Source organism: Azorhizobium doebereinerae UFLA1-100, assembly GCF_000473085.1.
GTDB lineage: Bacteria > Pseudomonadota > Alphaproteobacteria > Rhizobiales > Xanthobacteraceae > Azorhizobium > Azorhizobium doebereinerae.
In genome coordinates this window covers 291,214-314,676 of record NZ_AXBA01000001.1, presented here as the reverse complement: position 1 = coordinate 314,676, position 23,463 = coordinate 291,214, and the positions used below count along the sequence as shown (strand labels likewise).

Here is a 23,463-nt window from a genome sequence, read left to right as displayed (position 1 = left end):
GTCGCGTCTCCCGCGCCGGTGCGGCAGTCTTCCCGGCCATGCCGGAGGGAGGAAGAAGTGCCGCACGGTTCCCACCCCGGGGCGCATCGCCCGCCGCTCGCCCTGCACGGGGTGCCGCTCGACATCGGCGCCGGGCGCCGGGGGGCGAGCCTCGGCCCCGCGGCCTTGCGCCTCGCGGGCCTTGCCGGGCATCTGACGGAACTGGGCCACCGGGTGGCCGACATGGGCGACGCGCGCATCGACGACGGCACGGCGTTGCTCATTCCCGCCCCGGCGCTGGCCGATGCCGCCGCGCGGCACGAGACGGTGATGGCCTACGCGCGGTGCATCAGCGACCGGGCCCAGGGCAGCCTCGCGGGCGGGGCCCTGCCGGTTTTCCTCGGCGGCGACCACAGCCTGTCCATGGGCTCGGTGGCCGGTGTCGCCCGCCATTGCGCGGCCACGGGGCGACCGCTGTTCGTGCTGTGGTTCGATGCCCATGCGGACTTCAACACGCCGGACATCTCGCCCTCGGGCAACCCGCACGGCATGTCCCTGGCCTTGCTGTGTGGGGAGCCGCAGTTCTCCGGCGTGATCTCCCCCTCCTGGCATGCGCCGGTGGAAGCCGGACACGTGACCATCCTCGGCGCCCGCTCCATCGACCGCGATGAGCGGCGACTGCTGGCCGAGCGGGGCGTGGAGGTGGCGGACATGCGGATGATCGACGAGACGGGCATCGCCGGTCCGCTGCGGCGCGTGCTGGAGCGGGTGGGGGAGGCCCATGGCCATCTGCACGTGAGCTTCGACCTCGACGTGATGGACCCGTCCCTGGCGCCCGGCGTCGGCACACCGGTGCCCGGCGGCCTGACCTATCGCGAGGCGCACCTCGCCATGGAGATGCTGCACGACAGCGGCCTCGTCGGCTCGCTGGACCTGGTGGAGCTCAACCCCATGCTCGACCTCGCCGGGCGCAGCGCGGACCTTTTGGTGGACCTGACGGGCAGCCTGTTCGGCCGCCGCATCGTGGACCGGCCGGCCCGTCCCTGAGCCGCAGGCCGGGCGATGGCGCGCCGGTGCGGCGGTGGCCGCCGCCAAGGTCCCGGTGTGAGTCAAATCCATACAAAACTTGCATTGATCGATGCCGAGACGGGGCTATTTCCGCATAGCGCATCCATTACCGTTGCGGAATAAGCGGCGCCAAGTCCGCTCTTCCGCACGTCCCGCGCCGGCTCATGGCGGGGGCGTCCGCACATCGATCTGGGAGACAACGCCAATGCGCTTTCGTGCCTTGAAGGGCCTTGCCGGGCCCGTGGCCGCCCTGCTGCTGTCCGTCACCGCCACCTTGCCCACTGCCGCGCAGGAGTTCACCCGGCCGGTGCGCATGGTGGTGCCGTTCGCGCCCGGCGGCACGTCGGACATCCTCGCCCGGCTGATCGCGCCGAAGCTCTCCGAGGCCATCGGCGTCGCCGTGGTGGTGGAGAACAAGCCAGGCGCCGCCGGCAATGTGGGCGCCGATGCCGTGGCCAAGGCCCAGCCGGACGGCCACACCCTGCTGCTCATGGACGTGGGCTCGCTGGCCACCGCGCCGAGCCTGTTCCCGAACCTCTCCTACAATGTGGAGAAGGACCTCGCCCCGGTCAGCATGGTCATGTTCGGCCCCTATGTGCTGGCGGTGAACGCCAGCGTGCCGGCCACCACCGTGCCGGAGTTCATCGCCTATGCCAAAGCCAATCCGGGCAAGCTGGCGGTGGCCAATTCCGGCGTCGGCGCGCTCAACCACATCACGGCGGTGATCATCGCCAAGCAGCTGGGCATCAGCTGGAAGAACGTGCCCTACAAGGGCGGCGCGGCGGCCTCGCGCGCCGTGGTGTCCGGCGAGAGCACGGTCATCATCAATGGCTCCACCGCGACGCTGCCCTTCGTCAGCAGCAAGCAACTGGTCGGCCTCGCGGTGACCGGCGACGAGCGCATCGCGGCGGCGCCCGGCCTGCCCACCTTCAAGGAGGCCGGCCTGCCGGCGGCGGATGCCGGCACCTGGCAGGGCCTGCTCACCACCGGCGGTACGCCGCCCGCCGTGGTCGCCCGGCTCAACACCGAGGTCCGCAAGATCCTGGCCGATCCGGACATCGCCAAGAAGATCGCCGACCAGGGCGGCGTGGTGCGCGCCGGTTCGCCGGACGACTTCAAGGGGTGGCTGGCCACCAACATCAAGACCTGGGGCGCGGCCATCGCCGAAGCCGGCATCAAGGGCGAGTGAGGTCCATGACGCGGCGACGCTTCGACCTGCCGGACCTTCTGTTCGGCGGCTTCCTGGTGCTGGTGGCGGGCGCTGCGCTCGCCACCACCTGGCACCTCTCCGTGGGCACGGCGGCGGACATGGGGCCGGGCTATTTCCCGCGCGTCGTGGCGTTCGCGCTGCTGGCCTTCGGCCTGTTCTTCCTGGGGCGCGGGGCGGGGCGCCGCTTCCACGGCATCGAAACCATCCACCTGCGGCCGCTGCTGGCCATCCCGGCCTCGGTGGCGGTGTTCGCCGTGCTGGCGGCGAGCGCGGGCCTGGCGCTCGCCTCGCTCGCCACCATCGTGGTGGCGGGCCTCGCCAGCCGCGAGACGCGGGCGCTGGAGAACCTCGTCTTCGGCGTCGCCATCAGCGCGGGGGCGGTGCTGCTGTTCGCCAAGCTGCTGTCGCTGCCCGTTCCGGTCTGGCCGTGGTGAGGCGGTGATGGAATTCTTCGATCATATCCTGCTCGGCTTCTCCACCGCCCTGCAGTTCAAGAACCTGCTGTTCTGCCTGATCGGCGCGGTGATCGGCACCGCCATCGGCGTGCTGCCGGGCATCGGGCCCATTCCCACCGTGGCGCTGCTGCTGCCTCTGACCTTCGGGCTCGATCCGGCCACCTCGCTCATCATGCTGGCCGGCATCTTCTACGGCGCGCAGTATGGCGGCTCCACCACCGCCATCCTGGTGAACGTGCCGGGCGAGACCTCCTCCGTCGTCACCTGCATCGACGGCCACGAGATGGCCAAGCAGGGCAGGGCGGGGCCGGCGCTCGCCACCGCCGCCATCGCCTCCTTCTTTGCCGGCACGGTGGCGACCGTGGTCATCGCCGTGCTGAGCCTGCCGCTGGCGGCGCTGGCGCTGAAGTTCACCGCGGTGGAATATTTCAGCCTGCTGGTGCTCGGCCTGTTCGCGGCGGTCATCCTCGCCCACGGCTCGGTGATGAAGTCGCTGGCCATGGTGCTGCTCGGCCTGCTGCTGGGGCTGATCGGCATCGACGTGTCGTCCGGCATCGCCCGCATGAGCTTCAACATTCCCGAACTGGCGGACGGCATCGATTTCGTGCCCGTCGCCATGGGCCTGTTCGGGCTCGGCGAGATCATCGCCAATCTGGAGCGCCCCAGCCAGCGCACGGTGGTCAGCCAGTCGATCCGCGACCTCATCCCGACCCGGGCGGATTTCCGCGCCGCCTTCCCCGCCATGGTGCGCGGCACCGCCATCGGCTCCATCCTCGGCGTGCTGCCGGGCGGCGGGGCGGCGCTGCCGCCGTTCTCGGCCTATGCGCTGGAGAAGAAGATCGCCCGCGACCCGTCCCGCTTCGGCAAGGGCGCCATCGAGGGCGTGGCGGCGCCGGAAGCCGCCAACAATGCCGGCGCGCAGACCAGCTTCATCCCCATGCTGACGCTGGGCATCCCCTCCAACGCACTGATGGCGCTGATGATCGGCGCACTGATGATGCAGGGCATCCAGCCCGGCCCGCAGATCATGACCGAGCAGCCAGCGCTGGTCTGGGGCGTCATCGCCTCCATGTGGACCGGCAATCTGATGCTGCTGGTCATCAACCTGCCGCTGGTGGGGGTGTGGGTCTCCATGCTGAAGATCCCTTACCGGCTGCTGTTTCCCGCCATCGTGCTGTTTTGTTGCATCGGCACCTACGGCATCGCCAATTCGCTGTTCAACGTCTGGCTGATGCTGGGCTGCGGGGTGATCGGCTATTTCTTCATCAAGGTCGGGGTGGAGCCCGCCCCGCTGCTGCTCGGCCTCGTGCTCGGTCCGCAGCTGGAGGAGAATTTCCGCCGCGCCATGCTGCTGTCGGGCGGGGATTTCTCGGTCTTCCTCCAGCGCCCCATCAGCGCCATCCTGCTGGGCGTGGTGGCCGTGCTGCTGCTGGCGCTGCTCTCCCCGGCGGTGCTGCGCAAGCGTAAGGAAGCGCTGGCGGAATGAGCGGGCCTTGACGGGGCGGGCGCGCCGTGACCATGGAGCGCCCGAGCCCATCGCCGTCCCGCGCCCGGCACCGGAGCGCGGGACGTGTGCGTTTCGCGGAATGCGGCATGATGTTCGATCTCAACCAGCTGCGCTGCTTCGTCGCCGTCGCCGAGGAGCTGCATTTCGGCCGCGCCGCCGAGCGGCTGAACATGACGCAGCCCCCGCTCAGCCGGCAGGTGCAGATCCTGGAGCGCATCCTCGACGTGGTGCTGTTCGAGCGCACCAGCCGCTCGGTGCGCCTGACGCCGGCCGCCGCCAGCTTCCTGCCCGAGGCGCGGCGCATCCTCAAGCTCGCCGACAGCGCGGCGCTGATGACCAAAAGGGTGGCAGCGGGCAAGGCCGGCTCCATCCGCATCGGCTTCACCGCCGCCTCGGCCTATTCCCACCTGCCGGACCTGGTGGCGGCGTGCCTCAAGCACTTGCCGGAGGTGGACCTGACGTTGAAGGAGATGGTCAGCGGCGCCCAGGTGGAGGCCATGGGGGCGGGCGAGATCGACGGCGGCCTGCTGCGCCCGCCGCTGCCGCGCGGCATGGAGCGGGTGCGGGTGGCCGCCGAGCAGCTCATGGCGGCGATCCCCGAGGACGACCCGCTGGCCGCCTCGGACCATATCGCCCTGGCGGATTTCGCCGAGCGGCCCTTCATCATGTATGCGCCCTATGAGGCGCGCTATTTCCACGATCTCGTGGCCGAGCTGTTCGCCCGCGCCGGCTTCCAGCCACGCTATGTCCAGCATTTGACGCAGATCCACACCATCCTGGCGCTGGTGCGCTCGGGTCTGGGCATCGCATTGGTGCCGGAGGCCGCGGTCAATTTGCATGCGAAAGGCGTGGTGCTGCGGCCGTTGGATTTGCGCCTGCCGCGCCCGGCCGAACTGTTCTTCGTCTGGCGCTCGGACAATGACAATCCGCTGCTGCCGATCATCGCCGACATCGCCCGAAACCTGAACGCGTAGGGCCGCGTGCGGCAGGCCGGCTCAGACTTCGTCGAGCAGGTCGCCGATGCCCTCGATGCCGCGCAGGCGCTTGCGGCCGGCGGCCCCGGCGCGCTCGATGGCGCGGGTGACGATGAGGTGGCACAGCGCCAGCACAGCCGTGTGGTTGAACAGGGGACCTGGGGCCAGCGTCTGGCAGCGGAAGTGCCAGGTGACGCTCGACCGAGCGGGGGCGCCTTCGTCCGTGATGTAGAGCACCTTGGCGCCGCTCCTCTCGATGGTGGCGAGCAGGCGATCCATCTGCGCGATCCGCCGCCGCAGGCCGAACGCCACCACCACGTCCTGCGCGGTGAGGCTGACGAGGTGCTCGCCCAGCGTCTGCCCGGCGCCGGGCAAAGCGATGATATTCTCCACCACCTGCGTCATCTGCCATTGCAGATAGGCGGCGAAAGGGTGGTTGCTGCGGAAGCCGAGCACCCAGGTCTTGCGCGCGGCGAGGATCGCCTCCACCACGCCGGTGATCTGGCTGTCGGTGATGGCGAGGAAGGTGGCCTCGATATTGGCGATGCCCTGCGCCACATGGGCCGCCACCGACTGCTCGGCCGCGCTGTCGGTGGCGCGGGTCAGGAACAGGCGGGAGCCGGTCTGCGTCTCCGCCCGGGCGTGGCGGCGGGCGGCCTCGTAATTCTCATAGCCCAGGCGTTTGACGAAGCGCGAGACGGTTGCGTTGGAGACCTGCGCGAGGGTGGCCAGCTCGGAGGCGGAATAGCTGGCGAGCTCGCCGGGGAAATCGCACACGAAGTCCCCCAGGCGCCGCTCGGCCGGATGGAGGGTGTCCAGAACGTCACGCACACGGGTCAGGAACGACCGGCTTTCCGGACTCATCTCATCCTCACGAAAACGAATTTTCACGCGAACCTGCGCCGATTGCGCCGACCCCGCAACCTGCCAAGCTGCAATCTGCCGCCAAAATGTGCGCCCGCGCCGAAAATTTGACCTGTCACATCTGTTTTCACTCGATACTTTATGAAAATATAATTTCATATAAGAACCAGGGGTGACATCATGGCAGCAGAAGGCATGGGGGCGTCCGGCCCCGGTTCACCGGCAATCCGCCAGCTGGAAGGGGCGCTCGGCCGCATCGGCATCACCGGCGCCCACAAGCAGATCATCGCGCTGATCCTGATCGGCTGCCTGTTCGACAGCTTCGAGCAGAACACCATCGGCATCGCCGGTCCGGCGCTGCGGGCCCAGTGGGGGCTGAGCGGCGCGGACATCGGCTTCCTCAACACCATCACCTTCGGCAGCGCGGCGCTCGGCCGGCTGCTGTCCGGCATCATCGGCGACCGCTACGGCCGCCGCGTCATGCTGATGAGCAACCTGCTGCTGTTCACCATCGGCTCGCTGGGCTGCGCCCTGGCGCCCAGCTTCGCGCTGCTGTGCCTCGCGCGCGCCGTGGTCGGCTTCGGCGTGGGCGGGGAAATCTCCACCGCCGTCACCATGCTGGCCGAATTCTGCTCGCCCAAGTTCCGCGGCACGGCGGCGGGGCTGGTCAACGTGGCGGCGGGTGGCCTGGGCAATTTCCTCGCCCCGGCGTTCGGGCTGCTGATCTTCTCGCTGTTCCCGGGCGAGAATGCCTGGCGCTGGCTGTTCGCGGCACTCGCCGTGCCGGCGCTGCTCGCCACCTTCTACCGCAAGTTCGTGCCGGAGACGCCGCGCTTCCTGGTGTCGCAGAACCGTGTGAAGGAGGCGAACCAGGTGCTCTCGGTGCTGGCGTCCGGTTCGCTCGCCACGCGCAACGTCCGCGCCCAGACCTTCCTTACCGAGGACGCCACGCCGGCGGCCCGCCCGAAGAGCGCGTGGCGGGACCTGTTCCGCGCGCCGTTCCTCGGCCGGACGGTGGCGGTGGCCATCGCCATCCTCATGAGCTACGGCGCCCAGCTCTCGGTGCTGACGCTGATGCCGAGCATCTTCGTCTCCATGGGCTACACCTATTCCGGCAGCCTGCTCTATTCCATGACCATCCAGTCCGGCAGCGTGCTGGGCGCCATCGTGGCCTCGCTGTTTGGTTATTACTTTCCGCGCAAGCGGGTGCTCACCATCGGCGCGGTGCTGGCCTGCCTTGCGGCCGTCGCTATCGTCGCGCTGGGCGTGAACCTCTATCTGGTGCTGCTGTTCGGGGCGGTGTTCCAGTTCTTCGTCCTGCTGCTGAACACCTCTATCTGGATCTATGCGCCGGAGCTCTATCCGACCCGCATCCGCGCCTTTGGCGTGGCGCTGATCCTGGCCACGGGCTCGGCGGCGGGCTCCTTCGTGCCGACCATCTCCGGCTTCCTGTTCGACCGCTACGGCATGCCGGGCGTGTTCGGGCTGGCGGCGGCGATGTATGCGGTGTTCGCGGTCTGCATCCAGTTCGGGCCGGAGACCTACGGCATGTCCATGGAAGATGTCACGCAGCGGGCGGAGCCGGAAACGTCCGACCTCGGCACGCCGGCCACCGCCAAGGCGAGTTCCTGAATGACCGGCACGACCTCTCCAGTCCTGTTGATCAACCCCAACAGCTCCTGCGCCACCACCGACATGATGCTCGCCATCGCGCGGCGGGCGGCGGGCGGGCGGACCGCCGTGGTGTCCGCCACGGCGACGCGCGGCCCGGCCATGATCGTGACGCCCGGCGAGCTGGATGCGGCGGCCGACGAGGTGGTCGAGATCGGCCTTCGCCACGCGGCCGGATGCGCCGGCATCATCGTCGGCGCTTTCGGCGATCCGGGGGCCGAAACGCTCCAGGCGCGGGCGCCGGTGCCGGTGGTCGGCCTCTGTGAGGCCTCCATGCTGGCGGCGGCGCGGGGCGGGCGCCGCTTTGGTGTGGCCACGGTCACGCCGGAGCTCGCAGACGCGATTGCCGGGCATGCCCGGCGGCTCGGCCTTGCCGGCCTCTACACGGGCATCCGCTGTTCCGTCGGCGACCCGCGCAGCCTGGCGCAGGACCCCGCCCGCCTCCACGCGGCTTTGGCCGAGCAGGTGACGGCCTGCATCGACGCGGACGGGGCGGAAGCGGTGATCATCGGCGGCGGGCCGCTGGGGCAGGCGGCCGAGACCCTCCAGCCGCTTTTCACCACGCCGGTGCTGGCGCCGATCCCCTGCGCGATGGAGCGCCTCCTCGGCCTGATCGCGGCGCGGGCGTGAATGCTCGGATCTGTCCGGAAAGCCGCTGGCGCGCCCTAGGGGAGTCGAACCCCTCTCTCCACCGTGAAAGAGACCGGCTTTTGCGATTTTGGCGTTTGCCGACGTTCGCCAAAATTCAGAAATATCAATCTGTTAGTCCAATGCGATCCTTCGTTATCCGCCCCCGTACAGAGGCATATATTCGAAAAATATTAGACGGTTTTGGAGCGTGCCGATGGGCCGTACGATTGCTGAAGCTCCGCTCACCACGCGCAGCGCGCGATCTCGCCTGCAGCATGGCATGCACTGGCGAACCCTGTCCGCCGAAGTGCACCTTGGCTATCGAAAAGGGATCCGCAGCGGAAAGTGGGTAGCGCGGTGGCGCACACCTGACGGCGGCTATTCTCAAGAGACGGTCGGCAATGCCGATGATGAGCTTGACGCTGATGGCGAGGTAACTCTGAACTTCGCGCAAGCCGAACGCCAGGCCAGAGACCTTGTGGAGTTGCGGCGCGCGGACGAGAAGGCCGAACGGGATGGACCGGCGCCCACTGTTCGCACGGCGGCTGAGGCCTATGTGGAAGCCTACGAGGCTCGCCATCGGGCGATGAATGGCGGCAGCCTTGGCCGCAAGGCTGCCCGAGGGCAGCTCACGCGCCATGTGCTCACCGATGTGATCGCCGAGGCAAAGCTGCACGAGCTGCGTCGCGATGAACTCCGCGCATGGCGGAAGCGCTTGGCTGACCGAGGCCTTGCTGTCGCCACCGTCCGGCGGATCTGTAACGACTTCCGCGCGGCGCTCAACGCCGCGGCCGAAGCACACCACAGCCGCTTGCCAGCCGCTTTCCCGCTTGAGGTGAAGGCGGGCCTCGCGTCCTCAGAGCAATCTTATTCTCCCGTAGCACGGGAAGCACAGGTTCTCCCTGATGCCGACGTCCGCCGAATCATTGCCGCTGCATGGGAGGTTGACGGGGAGTTCCGGTGGGAAGGCGATCTAGCCCGCTTGGTGATCGTGCTGGCGGCGACGGGCGCACGCTTCTCCCAGGTCACCCGCTTGACCGTGGGCGACGTGCAGGCGGCTCAGTGCCGGCTCATGGTGCCGGCCTCACGGAAGGGGAAGGGGAAGAAGGTCGGCCGCACAGGAGTGCCGGTCGGCGAGGATGTCATTGATGCCCTTCGGCCAGCGATTGCAGGGCGGGTGGGAAGCGCCACGCTGCTGGAGCGATGGCGGCACAAGCAAACGTCTCCGACCGTGTGGGAGCGCGTCGGGCGCGGCCCATGGGGCTATTCTGCCGAGTTCAGCGGACCTTGGAAGGAGATCACCGTGCGCGCTGGGATGCCAGCCGGCGTGGTGCCTTACGCGCTGCGCCACAGCGCCATCGTGCGCGGATTGCGGCATGGCCTTCCCATTCGCCTCGTGGCCGCCCTTCACGACACCAGCAGCGCGATGATCGAGCAGCACTATTCCGCCTTCATCGTTTCCGCCTTGGACGAAATCGCAGCCAGGGCGGTGGTCCCGCTCACGGCCATGCCGGCGAGCGTGCAGCCGCTGCGGGCGGTGCGGACATGAGCGGCGGCCGAACTTCTCCCGCGCGGGCCGCGCTGCCGGCGACGTCCTCAGTTCGCAATGCCCTTGAGCTGGAGGTGCCCCCGGGGCGCCATGAGATTGACCGGCATTCGGCTCGCTTGTTCGCCGGGGCCGAGGATCCGGCCAGGGTGGGACGTTGCATCGTCAACCGCGCTGCCCTGCGCGCGTTCCACCAGGCCAAGGGAGCTCTGGAAGCGCCGGCCGCCCACGACGAGGGCAGGATAATCGAGGAAAAGCTCTTGGCCCTGCGCGACGCCTGCGGAGTGATTGAGCGCGCACGTTACGAGGGATGGGGAGCGTTCGTTCCCCTTATCGACGAGGAAGATCCCTACGCGGCCGACCTGAAGGCCATCGGGTATTCTCACCGGGTGGCCAACACGGCCAATGCGCTCCATCGGCAGATCGATAAGTTTCTCAACGAGCTCACCCTTCCCACCAAGCCGTCGCTTCGGAACAGCCGGCCACTGGAGGCGGCGTTCGTGCGTGCCATCCGAGAGGGATTCGAAGAACAGACCGGGCGGCGCGCACCAAGGTCGCGCTCGGGTCCGCTCGTGGAATTCGTCAGGGCGGCGTGGCGCGACGTCGGCTTCGAACAGCCCGACGGAATTGACGAGGTGTTGGCATCAATGATGGAGCGCGTAGCGTGATTACCGACACTCGCCCCAAATTTTCGCCGGCGTGATTGGGTTTTTCGTCGCCTGCTATTCGCTCAATCATCTCCTTGTTCGTAATCATCCACAAGGAGATCAGACCTATGAGCCTCACTGAGGCGCCGGCTATCGCGCCGCTCCTTCATTCCATTCCCACCGCCGCCAAGATGCTCGGTGTCGGGCGCTCGACGGTCTATGAGCTGATGAGCGAAAACAAGCTGCGCTCGGTCCACCTCGGCCGGCGGCGCATGATCCCCGACTCGGCGCTCCGGTTGTTCGTCCAAAACCTCGCCGCCGAAGCCGGTGCCTAAAGCAGGTGAGGGGGCTTATGCCCCCTTCCCGCACCCCGCGTTGTAGTGTTCGTGCAGCTTCCGCACCAGGTCGCCCAGGTGCAACAGCGCATAGTCCACTCCGCTCGACTGCTCCTCGGACAGCAGGAAGATCCTGTAGCCGTCCATCTCCCCATTCTTGAACCGCTCGCGGACCACTTTCTCGATCCCGCCTTCGAGCCGCATCGTCGTGTCTCTGGCGGCGAGCTCCATCAGGTATGTCGCGTTGCGCACCGCCAGGACGATATCCTCCAGTTCATAGAAGGCGTCGGCCGCCCGGCGCTCGTCTGTGGTAGTTTCCTTCGCAGCCATTCGGCGCTCCTATTCAGCGGTGATGGTCAGGCCGGGCGCGGGAGATTCCACCTTCCCGTCCGGCCACCTCGGCGATGTGATTTATATCGCGTGAGTTAACCTTAATCTTCATCAAGTGATTGCGTCAAGCTGTATGTGATCGTAATGTGATCGCATGATAACAGCTATTCAGAGCAAGATGGCCCGCGTCGCATTGGGCTGGAACACCGGCGAGCTTGCCAAGCGCGCCAATGTCGGCGTTGCCACGGTCAACCGCTTTGAGACCGGACAAGCGACCACTATTCCCGCGACACTCGCCGCTATCGAGCGAGCGCTTGAAGCCGCCGGCATCATCTTCCTCGCCGACGGCGAGATCGCGCCTGGCGGCCCTGGCGTGCGGCTGAAGGCAGCCGATAGCGGCGACGAAATGCCCTTCGATTATGAAGACTGACCGGGCGCCAGGAGGGATGGCATCGGAAAGCGTGACGCCCATCGGCGCAGCGTGACACATCGGGCGGATTCTGTGACACTCGCCGGCGATCCTGTGACAGGAAGGCCGGTTTTCGTGACAGGTTCCTCGGATTCCGTGACGAGACATTCTTGGGGTTGTAGGCGCATGTCGGATACAATCCGATAGGCGGTCACCTTTCCCGCGCGCGCGAGTATAACTACGCGAGCGCGCGTCGCGCGTTTCTCGATATTAAAGTATTAGAGTATTGCTTTAACCGTAACGCGCCCTAAGGCGCGCGTTCCACGGCTTCATTGATGGAGGTCGCTTGGCTTCATCAGCGTTACGCCAGACATCAGAGGCATGCATGGGTGGGCGCTAGGCGCCCCCATCACCGAAGTACGTCTGAACCCGGGATGGACAGGACCCACCAAGCGGAACCGACCTGATCAGGTTGAAGCTTTAACTGCGGCGTTCCAAACGCGACGAAGCTCAACCTTCCACGTCGGCTTATGCTTCGCAGCACCCCGACAGCGAGCGGTGCCCAAGAATATATCGCCAGAAATGGGCCGCCATCGGCCGAGCGCGATCCTGGATGACGGCGGATGGCTTCCAGCAGTAAACGGCCGCCTGCGGACTTCTCTGGCGACTATAGGCTATGCCAAGGAGGGGCGGGGGCAGTTTTTGAGCGGATCGCGCCGGGGAGCCGGACCGCCCTGGGGGGCAATTCTCGCGGTCGCATATTAAAAAAAATCCCGTGAGAAGGGGCTAAAGGGGTTCGGCACCGACCCATCGGCTGGTCGATCGTTTTTGATGGTTTCCCAAATGAAATCTGGAATTTTGTAGGGGCAATCGAGCACCGAATACCTGCCGGGGACAAGATGGAGGAAGCCTTTCGCAACCAGGGGCGTGATGCGTCGATCCCCCAGCGGCGCCAGAATAACCTGAGACCTTTGCTGCACCGCCCAGGCCAATACATGCGTTTCCTCTGGCGGAAGCTCGTATAGCTCGGCCAGCTTCTTCCTTCGATAGCGCCAACGAGAAATCGCCCGAAAGGGCCACAGCAGCGCTCTGATTGCTGCCCTAGTAATGCCGACGGTTAGAACCGCGAGCGCAAAGGCGCCGACGAAAAACACAGTCCCGAGGGCCCAACTCGGCAACCCTTGCAGATAACGAATCTCGTAGTGGTCGCCGGCCAATATCCCGAGGGCGCCGAGGACGATGGCCAAGGCAACCGGCCACGATGCGCCCATCGCCTCAATGAAGTCCTTCAGGCTGGGCACGCCGCAGTCCCCTCTCGATTCCCTCGCGTCGAACAGGAGAAGGCCGCACAATTTCCATGTCCAGCAACATTTGCAGATCTTCGGCTCTCCCCCGAGGCGGAGAAGGGCCGGCGGTGGTGGAGGGCCCCGCTCTTGCCGCTGTGCGACGCAGGTAGCCAGGAGGCGCCAATGGAGTTCCGGGCCGTCAAGAACGACGGCTCGCCACCTGCCCCCGCTGGATGGCTATTTATTTTCCAAGAACCATCAATATTTTCATTTTATCAAAATACGCGTTCATATCTTTCGCACTGTTTTCTGGATTTGTAGCATCGTTGTAGAAATATATACGCGATCCCTCGCCAATACAGTTCACATCCAGCGATAAAAGCCGCCTTTCAGTCAGTCCCTTGAGATTTATTTTGTGATCTGGATTGTTCCACTCCCGCCACTCCCGCCACTCCGTCGAAACGACTCCGACAGGCTTGTAATTCCGGTTAAAAAGCGTCCAAGTGTCGTCATCATTCTTTTCCATCCCGTACGGGAACATTGTTTTTCTGACCTCTGGCATCTTTTCTTCCCCAACAAATTCGAGTTGTTCCGGAAGTAGCGGCGGCCGCTGGCCTTCGGCGATGAGCGGCAGACGCCAGTTTAGTTCGATGCAGCCGGCGGACAAGGCTATGGCCCGCGACGTCGCGGCAGGGAATGGGCGGCGGCGCCCCAGCGCCGGGCGCTGCATCACCGAAGCCGCGGCCAAGCCGGGATGGGCAGCGCGCGACTGCGCCGCACCGGAGCCCGCGGCGGTCGGCCCTCACCTTTACCGAAGCTCAACTGCTGAAAATACCAACCTGATTTGGTTTCGCTCCCGCCTCCGAATGTGGAGACATTTCCATGGATTTGGTCTCGCGCTGCATTGCGCGACCTCCAACGAGGGGCTCTCCATGAAAATTCACGAACTGCGCGAGCAGCGCGCCGCCAAAGTGGTCGAAATGCGCGGGCTCGTCACTGCCGCCGAGACCGCCGGGCGCGACCTCGCCGACAACGAGCGGACGCGCTTCGATGGGCTGAAGGCCGAGGTCACCGGCCTGGATCGCCGCATCGGCGAGGGGGAGGTGCTCGCCGAGCTGGAGCGCCGCGCCGAAGCCGAGCCGATCACGGCGCATGGCGAAATGGCGACCATCGAGGCGCGTTACAGCCTCGCCAAGGCTTTGGCCGAGCACAACGAGACCGGCCGGCTCTCAGGCTTGGAGGCGGAATGGGCGGCTGAACACCGCAGCGGGCGCCGGGGCGCCTTCGCGGTCCCGGTCTCTGCCATCCTCGGCAGCGAACGCCGCTCGCTCACCACCGGCAGCACCGGTGGCAATCTCGTCGCCACGTTCCAGCAGCCGACGGCGGACCGCATCCGCCCGCTGCTGGCGGTGGAGCAGCTCGGGGCGACCGTCTTGAGCGGCCTGGCTGGAAATCTCGATCTGCCGAAGCTCAGCGCCTCCGGTTCAGCCTCCTGGGTCTCGGAAAACGGGAATGCCACGCGCACCGATCCGACCTTCGCCAAGGTGGAGATGGGGCCAAAGACCGCGACGGCTGAATATCAGATCAGCCGGCGGATGCTGTTGCAAAGCCAGCCGGCTCTGGAAACCCTCCTGCGCAACGATCTGAGCTTCATCCTTCGCGAGACGCTCGACCACGCCGCCGTTGTCGGCGGTGGCGCGAACCAGCCCACGGGCCTCCTTGCCGCCGGCACCGGCATCAGCATCATCTCCGCCGGCACGAACGGCGCGGCATTCGGCCTCGACCTCGCCGCCGACCTGATCAGCGCCATTCCCGATGGTGTGGCAGGCCAGCGCGGGTTCCTGACGAATGCGAAGGTTCGCGGGGCCGCGATGAAGTTGAAGGACGGCCAGAACCGGCCCTATGGCCTGCCCGCCGTGTTCCAGGGCGAGGCCGTGAAGTACTCGGACAGCGTGCCGGGCAACCTCACCAAGGGCACCGGCGCGAATCTATCAGCCGTGATCTACGGCGCCTGGTCCGATCTGATTGTCGGATACTGGAGCGCGGTGGACATCCTGCCGAACCCGTACCACGCGGACGTCGCCAGCAACGGCGGGCTCCTGCTGCATGCCTTCCTCGATTGTGACGTCGCCGTCCGTCATCCGGAGAGCTTCGCCGCCCTCAAGGATGTGGTGACGCAGTGACCGAGCGCCGATCCGCCTCCCTTGAGGTTCGTGCGAAGGGCCGCCGGCTCCAAGGCTATGCGGCCGTCTTCGGCCGGGAAGCGCGGATCGGCGGCACCTTCAGCGAGGTCATCCGGCCGGGCGCCTTCACCGCCGCCCTGGCGGACGGCACCGACAAGCTGGCACTGGTGGACCACGATCCGGCCCGCCTGCTGGCGCGCACCGCCTCCGGCACCTTGCGCCTCGCCGAAGACAGCCAGGGCCTCGCCTTTGATTTGGACGTGCCGGACACGGCCGCCGGCCGGGATGTCCTGGCGCTGGCGGAACGCGGCGACTTGGGCGGAATGTCCTTTGGCTTCAGCGTGGCCGCAGGTGGCGAGCATTGGTCCGGCGAGCGCCGGGAGCTGACGGCCGTTCGACTCTTCGAAATATCCGTGGTGGCGGCCTGGCCCGCCTATCCGGACACGACGGTTGAGGCCCGCGCCCGCGCTCCACACACGCGCCTGCGGCTTGCGCAGGCCTATCTGGAAACCCTCGGAGGCTCTCATGCAGGTTGACGTGATCGAGGCCACCGGCCTGGTGCTGGTCGAGTTCCGCCGGCCACGCGGAACCTACCGAGTTGGAGACACCGGCGGCGTGCCGCCGGCTGACATTGCTGCTGGCGTCGGAGAAGGGGTGTTTGTCCTCGCACCCGTCCCCGATGGGATCGCGACAACCCGTCAAGATCTGGGCGTTCGGCCGCCCACCGGCAGCAGCGTCGTTCCCCCCGCCGTCTCCGCGAGAGCGGCGGGGGGAGTAATTCCAGAGAAGCCTGATGTGGAGATCCCTGCCGATTGGCAGAAGCTCCACCACCTGCGCCGTTTCCAGCTCGCACGGGCCATCACCGGCGAGTTGCCCCATACGGCGGCCGAGGCCGACGCCACGATTACCGCCTATCTGGCGAAGTGAGGCCCCCATGCGCTTCCCCTGGTCCCGGCGCGGCGAGACGCGCAGCGCAACCGTCCCGCTCTCCGATCCATCGCTCGCTGCCTTCCTCGGCGCCCGCGGCGTATCGGGTCCGCTCGCCTCGCCCGACACGGCGATTTCCGCCATCGCCACGGCGGCGCGCTGCGTGAATTTGATCAGCGAGGGCTTGGCGGCCCTGCCGCTCCAGATCTTCGCTCGCCAGGCGAACGGCGACCGTGTGCCGACCGAGGCGCATCCGCTGCACCGCATCCTGAACGACGCCGCCAACGATCAGATGTCCGGCTTCGAGCTGCGCGACCTTCTTGCCCGCGATGTCCTTACCAGCGGCAACGGCTTCGCCCGCATCGTGCGCAACGCCCGCGGCGCGGTCACCGCGCTCCATTACATGCCGGCGACCGGCGTCGGCGTGGAACGCCTCCCCAACGGCCGCCTGCGGTATCGGTTCGCCGATCAGGCGCACGGGACGATGGTGCTGCTCGCCGAGGAGACCGCGCACGTCAGGTACAAATCCCGCGATGGCCAACTCGGCATCAGCCCGCTCGGCTGGAGCCCTGAGGCGATTTCGCTGGTGGTGGAACAGGCGAACCTTGCCACCTCGCAGGCGCGCCGTGGTCTTGTGCCGGACCTGGCGTTTTCCATGGACGGGGCCTTCGACGAGAAGACCGGCGAGACCGCTTTTCAGCGCCTGAAAGATCAGCTCGCCGCCCGTGTCGGGCGGATGCGCGACAACGTTGCGCCACTGCTGCTGGAGGGTGGACTGAAGGCGCAACAGCTTGCGCCGGCGGGCCGGGAGGCCCAATTCGTTGAGGCACGCCAGCTTGGCCTTGAGGACGTCGCCCGCCTCTATGGCGTGCCTCTGAGTGTCATCGGCCTCGGACGGAACGCCAGCTATGGTTCCCTCTCCGAGGAAAGCCGGGCGTTGGTGCAGAACTGCTTCCGCCCGTGGTCCCGCCGGTTCGATGCCCAGCTCGGCCTGGCGCTCCTCTCCACCTCCCAGCGTGAGCGCTTCAGTCTGGCGCACGATCTCTCCGACCTGCTGGCGGGCGATCCTGAGACGCGGGTGAAGACCTACGCCGCCGGCATCGCGAGCGGGATCTATTCCCCGAACGAGGCCCGTCGCTGGGATGGCCTGCCCGCGCGCGAGGGCGGAGACGTCTTCCTGGCGCCGGCCAACACCGTTCAGCAGGGGTGAGCGTTATGGGAATTTCCCACATCGGGGACGCCAGCGCCCCGTCTCCGGCCGGCGGTTGTGAGCAGCCCCCGCGAGGCCCTGTCCGCAAACGCGAGACACGCCGCAAGAGCGTCGCCTATTCGGTGCCGATCAAGGTCCGCGCGGCCTATCTGGCCGGCGCCGGCCGGTCGGCAGGCCAAATCTGCGCGGAACTCGGCGTGTCGGAGCAGCACAAGCTGCGCGCGATGCTGCGGACGATTGGCGTCAGCCTGCGCAGCGAGTGCAGCCTCGCCGTGCCCCTCCCGCGGGAGGTGATCGCAACCCTCGGCACCGAGGCCGACCGGGCTGGGATGCCGCCGGAAGAATTCGCCGCCCGCATCCTTGCCCTGATGGTGATCGAGGAGCCGACCATGCTGCGCAACCTTCTCGACGCCTGAGGACAAACCACCATGAAGGACAATCCGGCGCAGCCGGCCGCTGGTGCCCTATCCCCAGCGCGCGGCGCCTGGACCCTCTCCGGCCATGTCCGCCGGCTGCTGCGTGAGCGGCCGCGCACGACGCGCACAGAGCTGCGGGCGATCCTCCGGGAGCGGATGCTGCTGACATGGGGCACGCTCGGCTGCCAGCGCTTCCGGGCCGTGCTCGCGCAGATGGCAGAGGCCGGCGAGATCGCCCTCGATGGCGACGACGTGATTGCCGTGAACCTGCGGCAGCGCGTGCCGCGAAAGCGGAAGCCGGACCCAGAGACGGCCGGCGCCAAGCGCCGCCGCATGCGCGAGAAACGCGATGCGCGGGCGACGGCCCGGCAGGAAGCCGCCAGGGCAAAGAACGGCGCCTAACGCCCCGCTTCTTTCGGATATTTGTCCCCGAGCACCGCCAGGATCTGCCGTGCATGCGCTACGGCGTCCTCCGACTTCTTTGCCGCCTCCAGCTCGTGCTCGAGCCGCTCGACGATGGGCGCGAACTGCGGCCCATAGCGAACCACCACGTATGCGGCATAGACCAGCGCTCGTTCGATGCGCTCAATCGTTATCGGCTCCGGTAGCTTGGCAGGACCGCAGAAGGGAGAGCCCTGCGCTCCACCGGCGCACCTGCGATGGCTGGATCTGCGGACCATGGGTTTCCCCTCGACCAGTCCGAGAATCTTCGCGGAAATCCGGCGAAGTCCGAGCATGTTTATTTGACGGATATTCGACGGATCTGGCTTGGAACCAGCTAAGTCCTTGAAATTGCTGGCGCGCCCTAGGGGAGTCGAACCCCTCTCTCCACCGTGAAAGGGTGGCGTCCTAACCGATAGACGAAGGGCGCTGCGGCGGCGTCCTTATAGGGGCGTGATCCGGATGCCGCAAGGGGCTCCGGGAGGCGGCTACGGAAAGCCTGTGGGCAGCGCCGCCGGAAATCGCGCGAAACCCTGAGCCATAACGGCAGGCGGGCCGTCGTGCGGGACCGCGATGGGGCATGGGCAACCGGCGGCGGGTCTCGCGGGCGAGGCGAGGGCGGGGCGTCGGTCCGGCGGGGGCGGACCGACGCGGGCGCGCTGCCGCGGTCGGGGGCCGTGGCGGCGGCGCGTCACCATTTGCCGGTGTTCGGCAGCGAGGACCAGGGCTCCTGCGGCGGCTTGGGGCCGCCCTTCTGCAACAGTTCCACCGAGATGTTGTCGGGCGAGCGCACGAAGGCCATGTAGCCGTCGCGGGGCGGGCGGTTGATGGTCACGCCGCCGGCCATGAGGCGCTCGCAGGTGGCGTAGATGTCGTCCACCTCGAAGGCCAGATGGCCGAAGTTACGGCCCTCGTCATAGGGCTCGGGGTCCCAATTGTGGGTCAGCTCGATTTCCGCCACGCCCTCCTGGCCGGGCGGGGCGAGGAAGATCAGGGTATAGCGGCCCGCCGGCACGTCCTTGCGCCGGACCTCCTTCAACCCCAGCTTGTTGCAATAGAAGTCCAGCGAACGATCGACGTCGGTCACGCGGACCATGGTGTGGAGATAGCGCATGGCTGATCCTTGGCGGGGGAGGGCAGTGCCGGTGGCCGGCGGAGGAAAGGTATGAGTTTCGAGGCCGATCTCAAGACCGCGCGGCGGGAACTTGACGGGTTTCTCGGCGCGGCCCGCCATGCGGTGGCCTTCACCGGGGCCGGGCTTTCCACCGAGTGCGGCATTCCCGATTTCCATTCACCGGGCGGCCTGTGGAGCCGCAACAAGCCCATTCCGTTCGAGCACTTCCTGGCCCACCGCGAGGCCAGGACCGAGGCGTGGCGGCGCAAGTTCGCCATGGATGCCGCGTTTGCCGGCGCGGTGCCGGGGCGCGGACACCGGGCGCTGGCGCGCCTCGTGGCGCAGGGCCGGCTCGCCGGCATCATCACCCAGAACATCGATGGCCTGCATCAGGCCTCCGGCGTGCCGGACGACCTGCTGGTGGAACTGCACGGCAATACCGCCTATGCGATCTGCCTGGACTGCGGCACCCGGCATGAACTGTCCTGGGTGCGCGGGGCGTTCGAGGCGGCGGGCGGCGTGGCGCCGGACTGCCCGCAGTGCGGCGGCCCGGTGAAGACCGCCACCATCTCCTTCGGCCAGGCCATGCCGGCGCGGGAGATGGGCCGCGCGGCGGCGCTCACCGAGGCGTGCGACCTGTTCATCGTGCTCGGCTCCTCGCTGGTGGTCTATCCGGCCGCCGGCTTTCCGCTCATGGCCCGCCGCAACGGTGCCCGGCTGGTGATCGTCAACCGCGAGGCCACCGAATTCGACGATCTCGCCGATCTGGTGGTGCGGGCGGACATCGGCGATGTGCTTGAACCCTTTGCCGAAGCCGCCCAGTGAAGCAAAATGTCTCATCGCACTGCAACGAAAGGGTGTGCGCGGCGCGCGTAACTTGCTATCCTTTGCGTTCCTCTACGGGTTCCCGCACGCGCGTAGGTCGGGGTTGTCATGGGGTCTGACGCACTGAGTCTCGGGCCGCGACTGACCAATCCTTCGGATGAACCGGCGGAACGGCCGGTCGATCTGGTGGAAGTGGCAGGAGCCATCAAGTGGTTCGATGCCGCCAAGGGCTACGGCTTCATCGTGCCGGACGATGGAGGGCCCGACGTGCTGGTCCATGTCACCTGCCTGCGGCGGGACGGCTTCACCTCGGCCATGGAAGGCGCCCGCATCGTCTGCGAGGCGGTGCGCCGAAGCAAGGGGCTGCAAGCCTTCCGGGTGCTTTCGCTGGATCTCTCGACGGCCATCCAGCCGACCGCGCCACCCACCCGCGCCCGGGCGGCGGTGACCCCCACGGGCGGCTTCGAGGCGGCCACGGTGAAGTGGTTCAACCGCATGCGCGGCTTCGGCTTCCTCACCCAAGGCGAAGGCACGCCGGACATCTTCGTCCATATGGAAACGCTGCGGCAGCAGGGCCTGACCGAGCTGCGTCCCGGCCAGACGGTGCTGGTGCGCTTCGGCGACGGCCCCAAGGGCCTGATGGCGACCGAGGTGAAAGCCGAAGGCGTGGCGGTGGCGGGCAAGCACTGACCCCCGTGACGTGCCGCCTGCGCCCGACCCACCGGCATCCTTCTCGCCAACATCCTTCTTGCCAACTCCCGTCCGTGCCTTAAACGAGCCGGACATATCGGTTTTGTCAGAGATCTCCATGACCGGCTCGACGTTCCGCCCCTTCCGCTTTGCCTTTCCCCTGCCACGCCTCCACCGCGCCGCCCGCCTGCTGGCGGGTCTGGCACTCGCCCTAGCGCTCGCCGGGGGGCTGGCGCCCGCCGCCGGCGCGGCCGCGCTGGAGCCGGTGGAGATCGTCACCAAGAAGGGCGTGGTCGTGATCGAGGTGGAAGTGGCCCGCACCGCCGAGCAGCGCGCCACCGGGCTGATGAACCGCAAGAGCCTGGCGGAGCGCCAGGGCATGCTGTTCGACTTCGCGGTCGACCAGCCGGTCTATATGTGGATGAAGAACACCTATATTCCGCTCGACATGCTGTTCATCCGCGCCGACGGCAGCATCGCGCGCATCGAGGAGAACACCACGCCCTTCTCCGAACGGACCATCTCCTCCGGCGAGCCGGTGCGGGCGGTGATCGAGATCGGCGGCGGCCAGGCCCGCAAGCTCGGCGTCGCGGCGGGCGATGTGGTGGGCAACCAGCTGTTCCGGAGCCATTGAGGGCTTGGCTGAACGGCAGACGTGATCCGCGCCGGTGCTCGGCGGCCGCATCTTCCCAGCCTTCCACGGCGGGCGTTCCCCGGAAGGGGGGCGGGAGCGCCGGAAGCGCCACCGGCGCGCGCGCAAATGGGCGATCGGGGCGGTCTGGATTTCCGTCGCCATCATCCTCGGCCTTGAGGGCTATCTGCTCTGGCAGGTGCGCTCGGCCGCCTGGGAAATGGCCATCCGCTCCGCCAAGAACGTCTCGGCGACGCTGTCGACCGGCATCGACCGCAATCTCAAGATCGTCGAACTCTCCCTGACCGGGCTTCAGGAGACGATGGAAGGCTTCGATCTGGCGGTCATGGAGCCGCAGTTGCGCAACAGCGCGCTGTTCGACCGCGCCGCCAGCGCGGAATATCTCGGGGCGATGCTGGTGCTGTCGCGTGATGGCGACGTGCTGTTCGACAATGCCGGCTGGCCGCCGCGCCGGGGCAATTTCGCCGACCGGGACTATTTCCGCGCCCATCTGGACGGCAGGCGCGGCACCTATCTGAGCCCGCCCTATTTCAGCCGCCTGCGCGGCGGCGATCCGAGCATCGCCCTCAGCCGGCGCTGGTCGGATGCGGAGGGCCGGTTCAAGGGCGTGCTGGTCGGTTCCGTCCGCCTTGCCTATTTTTCCTCGATGTTCAGCGACGTCAACCTCGGCCCCCTGGCTGCGGTCAGCATCATGCGGGCCGACGGAACGCTGTTGATGCGGGTGCCGTCTTCGGACGGGACCGGCAATGTGGGCCTGGATCTGCGCGGCAGCCCGGTGTTCCAGCATATCCAGTCCGGTGCCGGTGGCAGCTTTACGGCCCGCTCCACGGTGGACGGGGTGGAGCGCTCGTTCGTGTTCGACAAGATCGGCGACTTCCCGCTGTACCTGATCGTCGGCTTCTCCAATGGCGACGTGCTGGAGAGCTGGATCCCGGAAGCGGTGACCATCCTCGGCCTGGGGCTTGTGGCCTGCACCATCATCATCGCGCTGTTCATCTCGTTGCAGCGGGTGCTCGACCGGCAGTTGCAGGTGGAATCCGACCTCGCCCGCCTCGCCACCACCGACGTCCTCACCGGGCTGTCCAATCGGCGCTATTTCGACGACTTGCTGGCCCGGGAGTGGGAGCGTGCCCGGCGCAACCGGGCCTCACTATCGCTGCTGATCATCGACGTCGACCATTTCAAGGCGGTCAATGACGGCCTTGGCCATGCGGCGGGCGACGGGGTGCTGCGCGCCATCGGCGAGGCCATCGGCAAGGCCTTGTTGCGGCCGGGAGACCTCGCGGCGCGCTATGGCGGCGACGAGTTCGCGGTTCTGCTGTCCGATACGGATACGAAGGGCGCCCTGACCGTCGCCACCCGCATCCGGAGGCGGATCGGCGATCTCAGCCTGGGTGCGCGGCACGGCCTGGCGGTGGCAGGCACCGTCAGCATCGGCATCGCCACGATCCGAGTAGCGCCGGATACGACCGCTTCCGTCGATTCCCTGTTCCGGGCCAGTGATCGCGCGCTCTACATCGCCAAGCGCGCCGGCCGCGATCGTGTCGAGACGCTGGAGGGCGCAGGAGGCGAGGGGGCGGCACCGGACGGCGGCCCGGCGCCCACGCGGGTCTGACGTAAGGGCATCGTCGCGCCCTGTGTGTGCGGCGCGACACATCCCCCGCAAAGACCGCAAGGCACGGTTCAATGGGCTTCCCTGTGTACCGGCCATGAGGTATTTGAATATTGGGTTAACATGACCGGGCGATGGTAGGCTGGCACGGGCTAAGGCCGAGCCAGCTTCCGCCCCGCCGCAGCGATGGGCGGGGATGGCATTGTGTGAGGGGCGCATGTTTGACGTTGGTGTGTTCGACACGGCAGGACATCACGGCAGACGCATTGCCGCGTCTTGCGGTTCCTCTCCGTGTCAGGTTGCCGCCGGCTTAGCCGGCGTCGGTTTCAGGAGCGTTCTCACTGCGGCCCGTTGCATGAGCCGGGCGCAGATTGCCGGCCCCATGCCGGTCTCCTCCGAGATTTTCCGCGCCTTGTAATATGTCGCCGTGCCGGAGCGGGCTGGCCGCACGCGTAGCCGTGTGACGCCGCCCGCCTCCGGCC

General features: G+C 67.3%; 27 protein-coding genes and 1 tRNA gene. 21 read left to right on the top strand and 7 right to left on the bottom strand.

The annotated features are described in order from the left end of the window. Positions 1–57: 57 nt before the first annotated feature. From rocF to YU1_RS0101265, 5 genes are all read left to right on the top strand, one after another. A complete protein-coding gene (gene rocF / locus YU1_RS0101285; protein WP_051356345.1) occupies positions 58–1,026 on the top strand; it encodes an arginase in 969 nt (322 codons plus the stop codon). A gap of 226 nt (positions 1,027–1,252) precedes the next feature. Beyond that, positions 1,253–2,236: a Bug family tripartite tricarboxylate transporter substrate binding protein gene (locus tag YU1_RS27330; RefSeq protein ID WP_029002532.1), complete on the top strand. Its 984-nt coding sequence runs from the start codon at positions 1,253–1,255 to the stop codon at positions 2,234–2,236. Positions 2,237–2,241: 5 nt separating this feature from the next. Next, a complete protein-coding gene (locus YU1_RS0101275; protein WP_035713159.1) occupies positions 2,242–2,691 on the top strand; it encodes a tripartite tricarboxylate transporter TctB family protein in 450 nt (149 codons plus the stop codon). Between the two features lie 7 nt (positions 2,692–2,698). Continuing rightward, positions 2,699–4,198, top strand: a complete 1,500-nt coding sequence (locus YU1_RS0101270) for a tripartite tricarboxylate transporter permease (RefSeq protein WP_029002530.1) — start codon at positions 2,699–2,701, stop codon at positions 4,196–4,198. A 110-nt stretch (positions 4,199–4,308) separates the two neighbouring features. Continuing rightward, positions 4,309–5,193, top strand: coding sequence for a LysR family transcriptional regulator (locus YU1_RS0101265; RefSeq protein WP_029002529.1), 885 nt, complete (start codon positions 4,309–4,311; stop codon positions 5,191–5,193). A gap of 21 nt (positions 5,194–5,214) precedes the next feature. On the opposite strand, the gene YU1_RS0101260 is transcribed toward YU1_RS0101265, so the two are convergent. Next, positions 5,215–6,057, bottom strand: coding sequence for a MurR/RpiR family transcriptional regulator (locus tag YU1_RS0101260; protein WP_029002528.1), 843 nt, complete (start codon positions 6,055–6,057; stop codon positions 5,215–5,217). Between the two features lie 180 nt (positions 6,058–6,237). On the opposite strand from YU1_RS0101260, the gene YU1_RS0101255 reads away from it, so the two are divergent. From YU1_RS0101255 to YU1_RS0101235, 5 genes are all read left to right on the top strand, one after another. Then, positions 6,238–7,689: an MFS transporter gene (locus YU1_RS0101255; protein ID WP_029002527.1), complete on the top strand. Its 1,452-nt coding sequence runs from the start codon at positions 6,238–6,240 to the stop codon at positions 7,687–7,689. Continuing rightward, positions 7,690–8,358 carry an aspartate/glutamate racemase family protein gene (locus YU1_RS0101250; RefSeq protein WP_029002526.1) on the top strand — a complete coding sequence of 223 codons (669 nt, stop codon included), beginning with the start codon at positions 7,690–7,692 and terminating at the stop codon, positions 8,356–8,358. Between the two features lie 214 nt (positions 8,359–8,572). Then, positions 8,573–9,907 carry a tyrosine-type recombinase/integrase gene (locus YU1_RS0101245; RefSeq protein WP_029002525.1) on the top strand — a complete coding sequence of 445 codons (1,335 nt, stop codon included), beginning with the start codon at positions 8,573–8,575 and terminating at the stop codon, positions 9,905–9,907. Beyond that, positions 9,904–10,572 carry a hypothetical protein gene (locus YU1_RS0101240; RefSeq protein ID WP_156921898.1) on the top strand — a complete coding sequence of 223 codons (669 nt, stop codon included), beginning with the start codon at positions 9,904–9,906 and terminating at the stop codon, positions 10,570–10,572. Before YU1_RS0101245 ends, YU1_RS0101240 begins: the two co-directional genes overlap by 4 nt. A gap of 107 nt (positions 10,573–10,679) precedes the next feature. After that, on the top strand, positions 10,680–10,886 hold the full coding sequence (locus tag YU1_RS0101235) for a helix-turn-helix domain-containing protein (protein WP_035713157.1): 207 nt from the start codon (positions 10,680–10,682) through the stop codon (positions 10,884–10,886). Between the two features lie 15 nt (positions 10,887–10,901). Here YU1_RS0101235 and YU1_RS0101230 read toward each other — a convergent pair whose 3' ends face one another. Beyond that, the gene (locus YU1_RS0101230; RefSeq protein ID WP_029002522.1) at positions 10,902–11,216 is read right to left on the bottom strand and encodes a hypothetical protein; all 315 of its coding nucleotides are present in this window, start codon (positions 11,214–11,216) and stop codon (positions 10,902–10,904) included. A gap of 178 nt (positions 11,217–11,394) precedes the next feature. Between YU1_RS0101230 and YU1_RS0101225 the strand changes: the two genes are divergently transcribed. Further along, positions 11,395–11,646 carry a helix-turn-helix domain-containing protein gene (locus YU1_RS0101225; protein ID WP_245263193.1) on the top strand — a complete coding sequence of 84 codons (252 nt, stop codon included), beginning with the start codon at positions 11,395–11,397 and terminating at the stop codon, positions 11,644–11,646. A gap of 740 nt (positions 11,647–12,386) precedes the next feature. Here YU1_RS0101225 and YU1_RS0101220 read toward each other — a convergent pair. Further along, positions 12,387–12,926 (bottom strand): hypothetical protein, encoded by a 540-nt coding sequence (locus YU1_RS0101220; RefSeq protein ID WP_156921897.1) that lies wholly within the window; start codon positions 12,924–12,926, stop codon positions 12,387–12,389. 226 nt (positions 12,927–13,152) lie between these two features. Next, the gene (locus YU1_RS33270; RefSeq protein WP_198018788.1) at positions 13,153–13,641 is read right to left on the bottom strand and encodes a hypothetical protein; all 489 of its coding nucleotides are present in this window, start codon (positions 13,639–13,641) and stop codon (positions 13,153–13,155) included. Positions 13,642–13,843: 202 nt separating this feature from the next. Between YU1_RS33270 and YU1_RS0101215 the strand changes: the two genes are divergently transcribed. From YU1_RS0101215 to YU1_RS0101190, 6 genes are all read left to right on the top strand, one after another. Continuing rightward, positions 13,844–15,094 carry a phage major capsid protein gene (locus YU1_RS0101215; RefSeq protein WP_029002519.1) on the top strand — a complete coding sequence of 417 codons (1,251 nt, stop codon included), beginning with the start codon at positions 13,844–13,846 and terminating at the stop codon, positions 15,092–15,094. Continuing rightward, positions 15,091–15,630: an HK97 family phage prohead protease gene (locus YU1_RS0101210; protein WP_029002518.1), complete on the top strand. Its 540-nt coding sequence runs from the start codon at positions 15,091–15,093 to the stop codon at positions 15,628–15,630. Before YU1_RS0101215 ends, YU1_RS0101210 begins: the two co-directional genes overlap by 4 nt. Beyond that, positions 15,620–16,021: a hypothetical protein gene (locus YU1_RS33910; protein WP_029002517.1), complete on the top strand. Its 402-nt coding sequence runs from the start codon at positions 15,620–15,622 to the stop codon at positions 16,019–16,021. Before YU1_RS0101210 ends, YU1_RS33910 begins: the two co-directional genes overlap by 11 nt. Positions 16,022–16,028: 7 nt before the next feature. Further along, positions 16,029–17,231 carry a phage portal protein gene (locus YU1_RS0101200; protein WP_029002516.1) on the top strand — a complete coding sequence of 401 codons (1,203 nt, stop codon included), beginning with the start codon at positions 16,029–16,031 and terminating at the stop codon, positions 17,229–17,231. A 122-nt stretch (positions 17,232–17,353) separates the two neighbouring features. Next, positions 17,354–17,647 (top strand): hypothetical protein, encoded by a 294-nt coding sequence (locus tag YU1_RS0101195; protein ID WP_029002515.1) that lies wholly within the window; start codon positions 17,354–17,356, stop codon positions 17,645–17,647. Positions 17,648–17,659: 12 nt separating this feature from the next. After that, on the top strand, positions 17,660–18,049 hold the full coding sequence (locus tag YU1_RS0101190; RefSeq protein ID WP_029002514.1) for a hypothetical protein: 390 nt from the start codon (positions 17,660–17,662) through the stop codon (positions 18,047–18,049). On the opposite strand, the gene YU1_RS33265 is transcribed toward YU1_RS0101190, so the two are convergent. The 3 genes from YU1_RS33265 to YU1_RS0101175 all read right to left on the bottom strand — a co-directional run bounded on the left by YU1_RS33265 (position 18,046) and on the right by YU1_RS0101175 (position 19,202). Further along, the gene (locus YU1_RS33265; protein ID WP_156921895.1) at positions 18,046–18,384 is read right to left on the bottom strand and encodes a hypothetical protein; all 339 of its coding nucleotides are present in this window, start codon (positions 18,382–18,384) and stop codon (positions 18,046–18,048) included. The two genes, YU1_RS0101190 and YU1_RS33265, sit on opposite strands and share 4 nt — an antisense overlap. A gap of 59 nt (positions 18,385–18,443) precedes the next feature. Continuing rightward, positions 18,444–18,518, bottom strand: a tRNA-Glu gene (locus YU1_RS0101180). A gap of 261 nt (positions 18,519–18,779) precedes the next feature. Next, complete coding sequence (locus tag YU1_RS0101175) at positions 18,780–19,202, bottom strand: VOC family protein (RefSeq protein WP_029002513.1); 423 nt, start codon at positions 19,200–19,202, stop codon at positions 18,780–18,782. A 51-nt stretch (positions 19,203–19,253) separates the two neighbouring features. Here YU1_RS0101175 and YU1_RS0101170 point away from each other — a divergent pair, with 51 nt between their 5' ends. From YU1_RS0101170 to YU1_RS27325, 4 genes are all read left to right on the top strand, one after another. Then, the gene (locus tag YU1_RS0101170; RefSeq protein WP_029002512.1) at positions 19,254–20,027 is read left to right on the top strand and encodes an SIR2 family NAD-dependent protein deacylase; all 774 of its coding nucleotides are present in this window, start codon (positions 19,254–19,256) and stop codon (positions 20,025–20,027) included. Between the two features lie 108 nt (positions 20,028–20,135). Next, positions 20,136–20,717: a cold-shock protein gene (locus YU1_RS0101165; protein ID WP_029002511.1), complete on the top strand. Its 582-nt coding sequence runs from the start codon at positions 20,136–20,138 to the stop codon at positions 20,715–20,717. Positions 20,718–20,835: 118 nt separating this feature from the next. Next, complete coding sequence (locus YU1_RS0101160) at positions 20,836–21,351, top strand: DUF192 domain-containing protein (protein WP_084539570.1); 516 nt, start codon at positions 20,836–20,838, stop codon at positions 21,349–21,351. A gap of 34 nt (positions 21,352–21,385) precedes the next feature. Then, the gene (locus YU1_RS27325; protein ID WP_051356344.1) at positions 21,386–22,984 is read left to right on the top strand and encodes a sensor domain-containing diguanylate cyclase; all 1,599 of its coding nucleotides are present in this window, start codon (positions 21,386–21,388) and stop codon (positions 22,982–22,984) included. Positions 22,985–23,463: the final 479 nt, after the last annotated feature.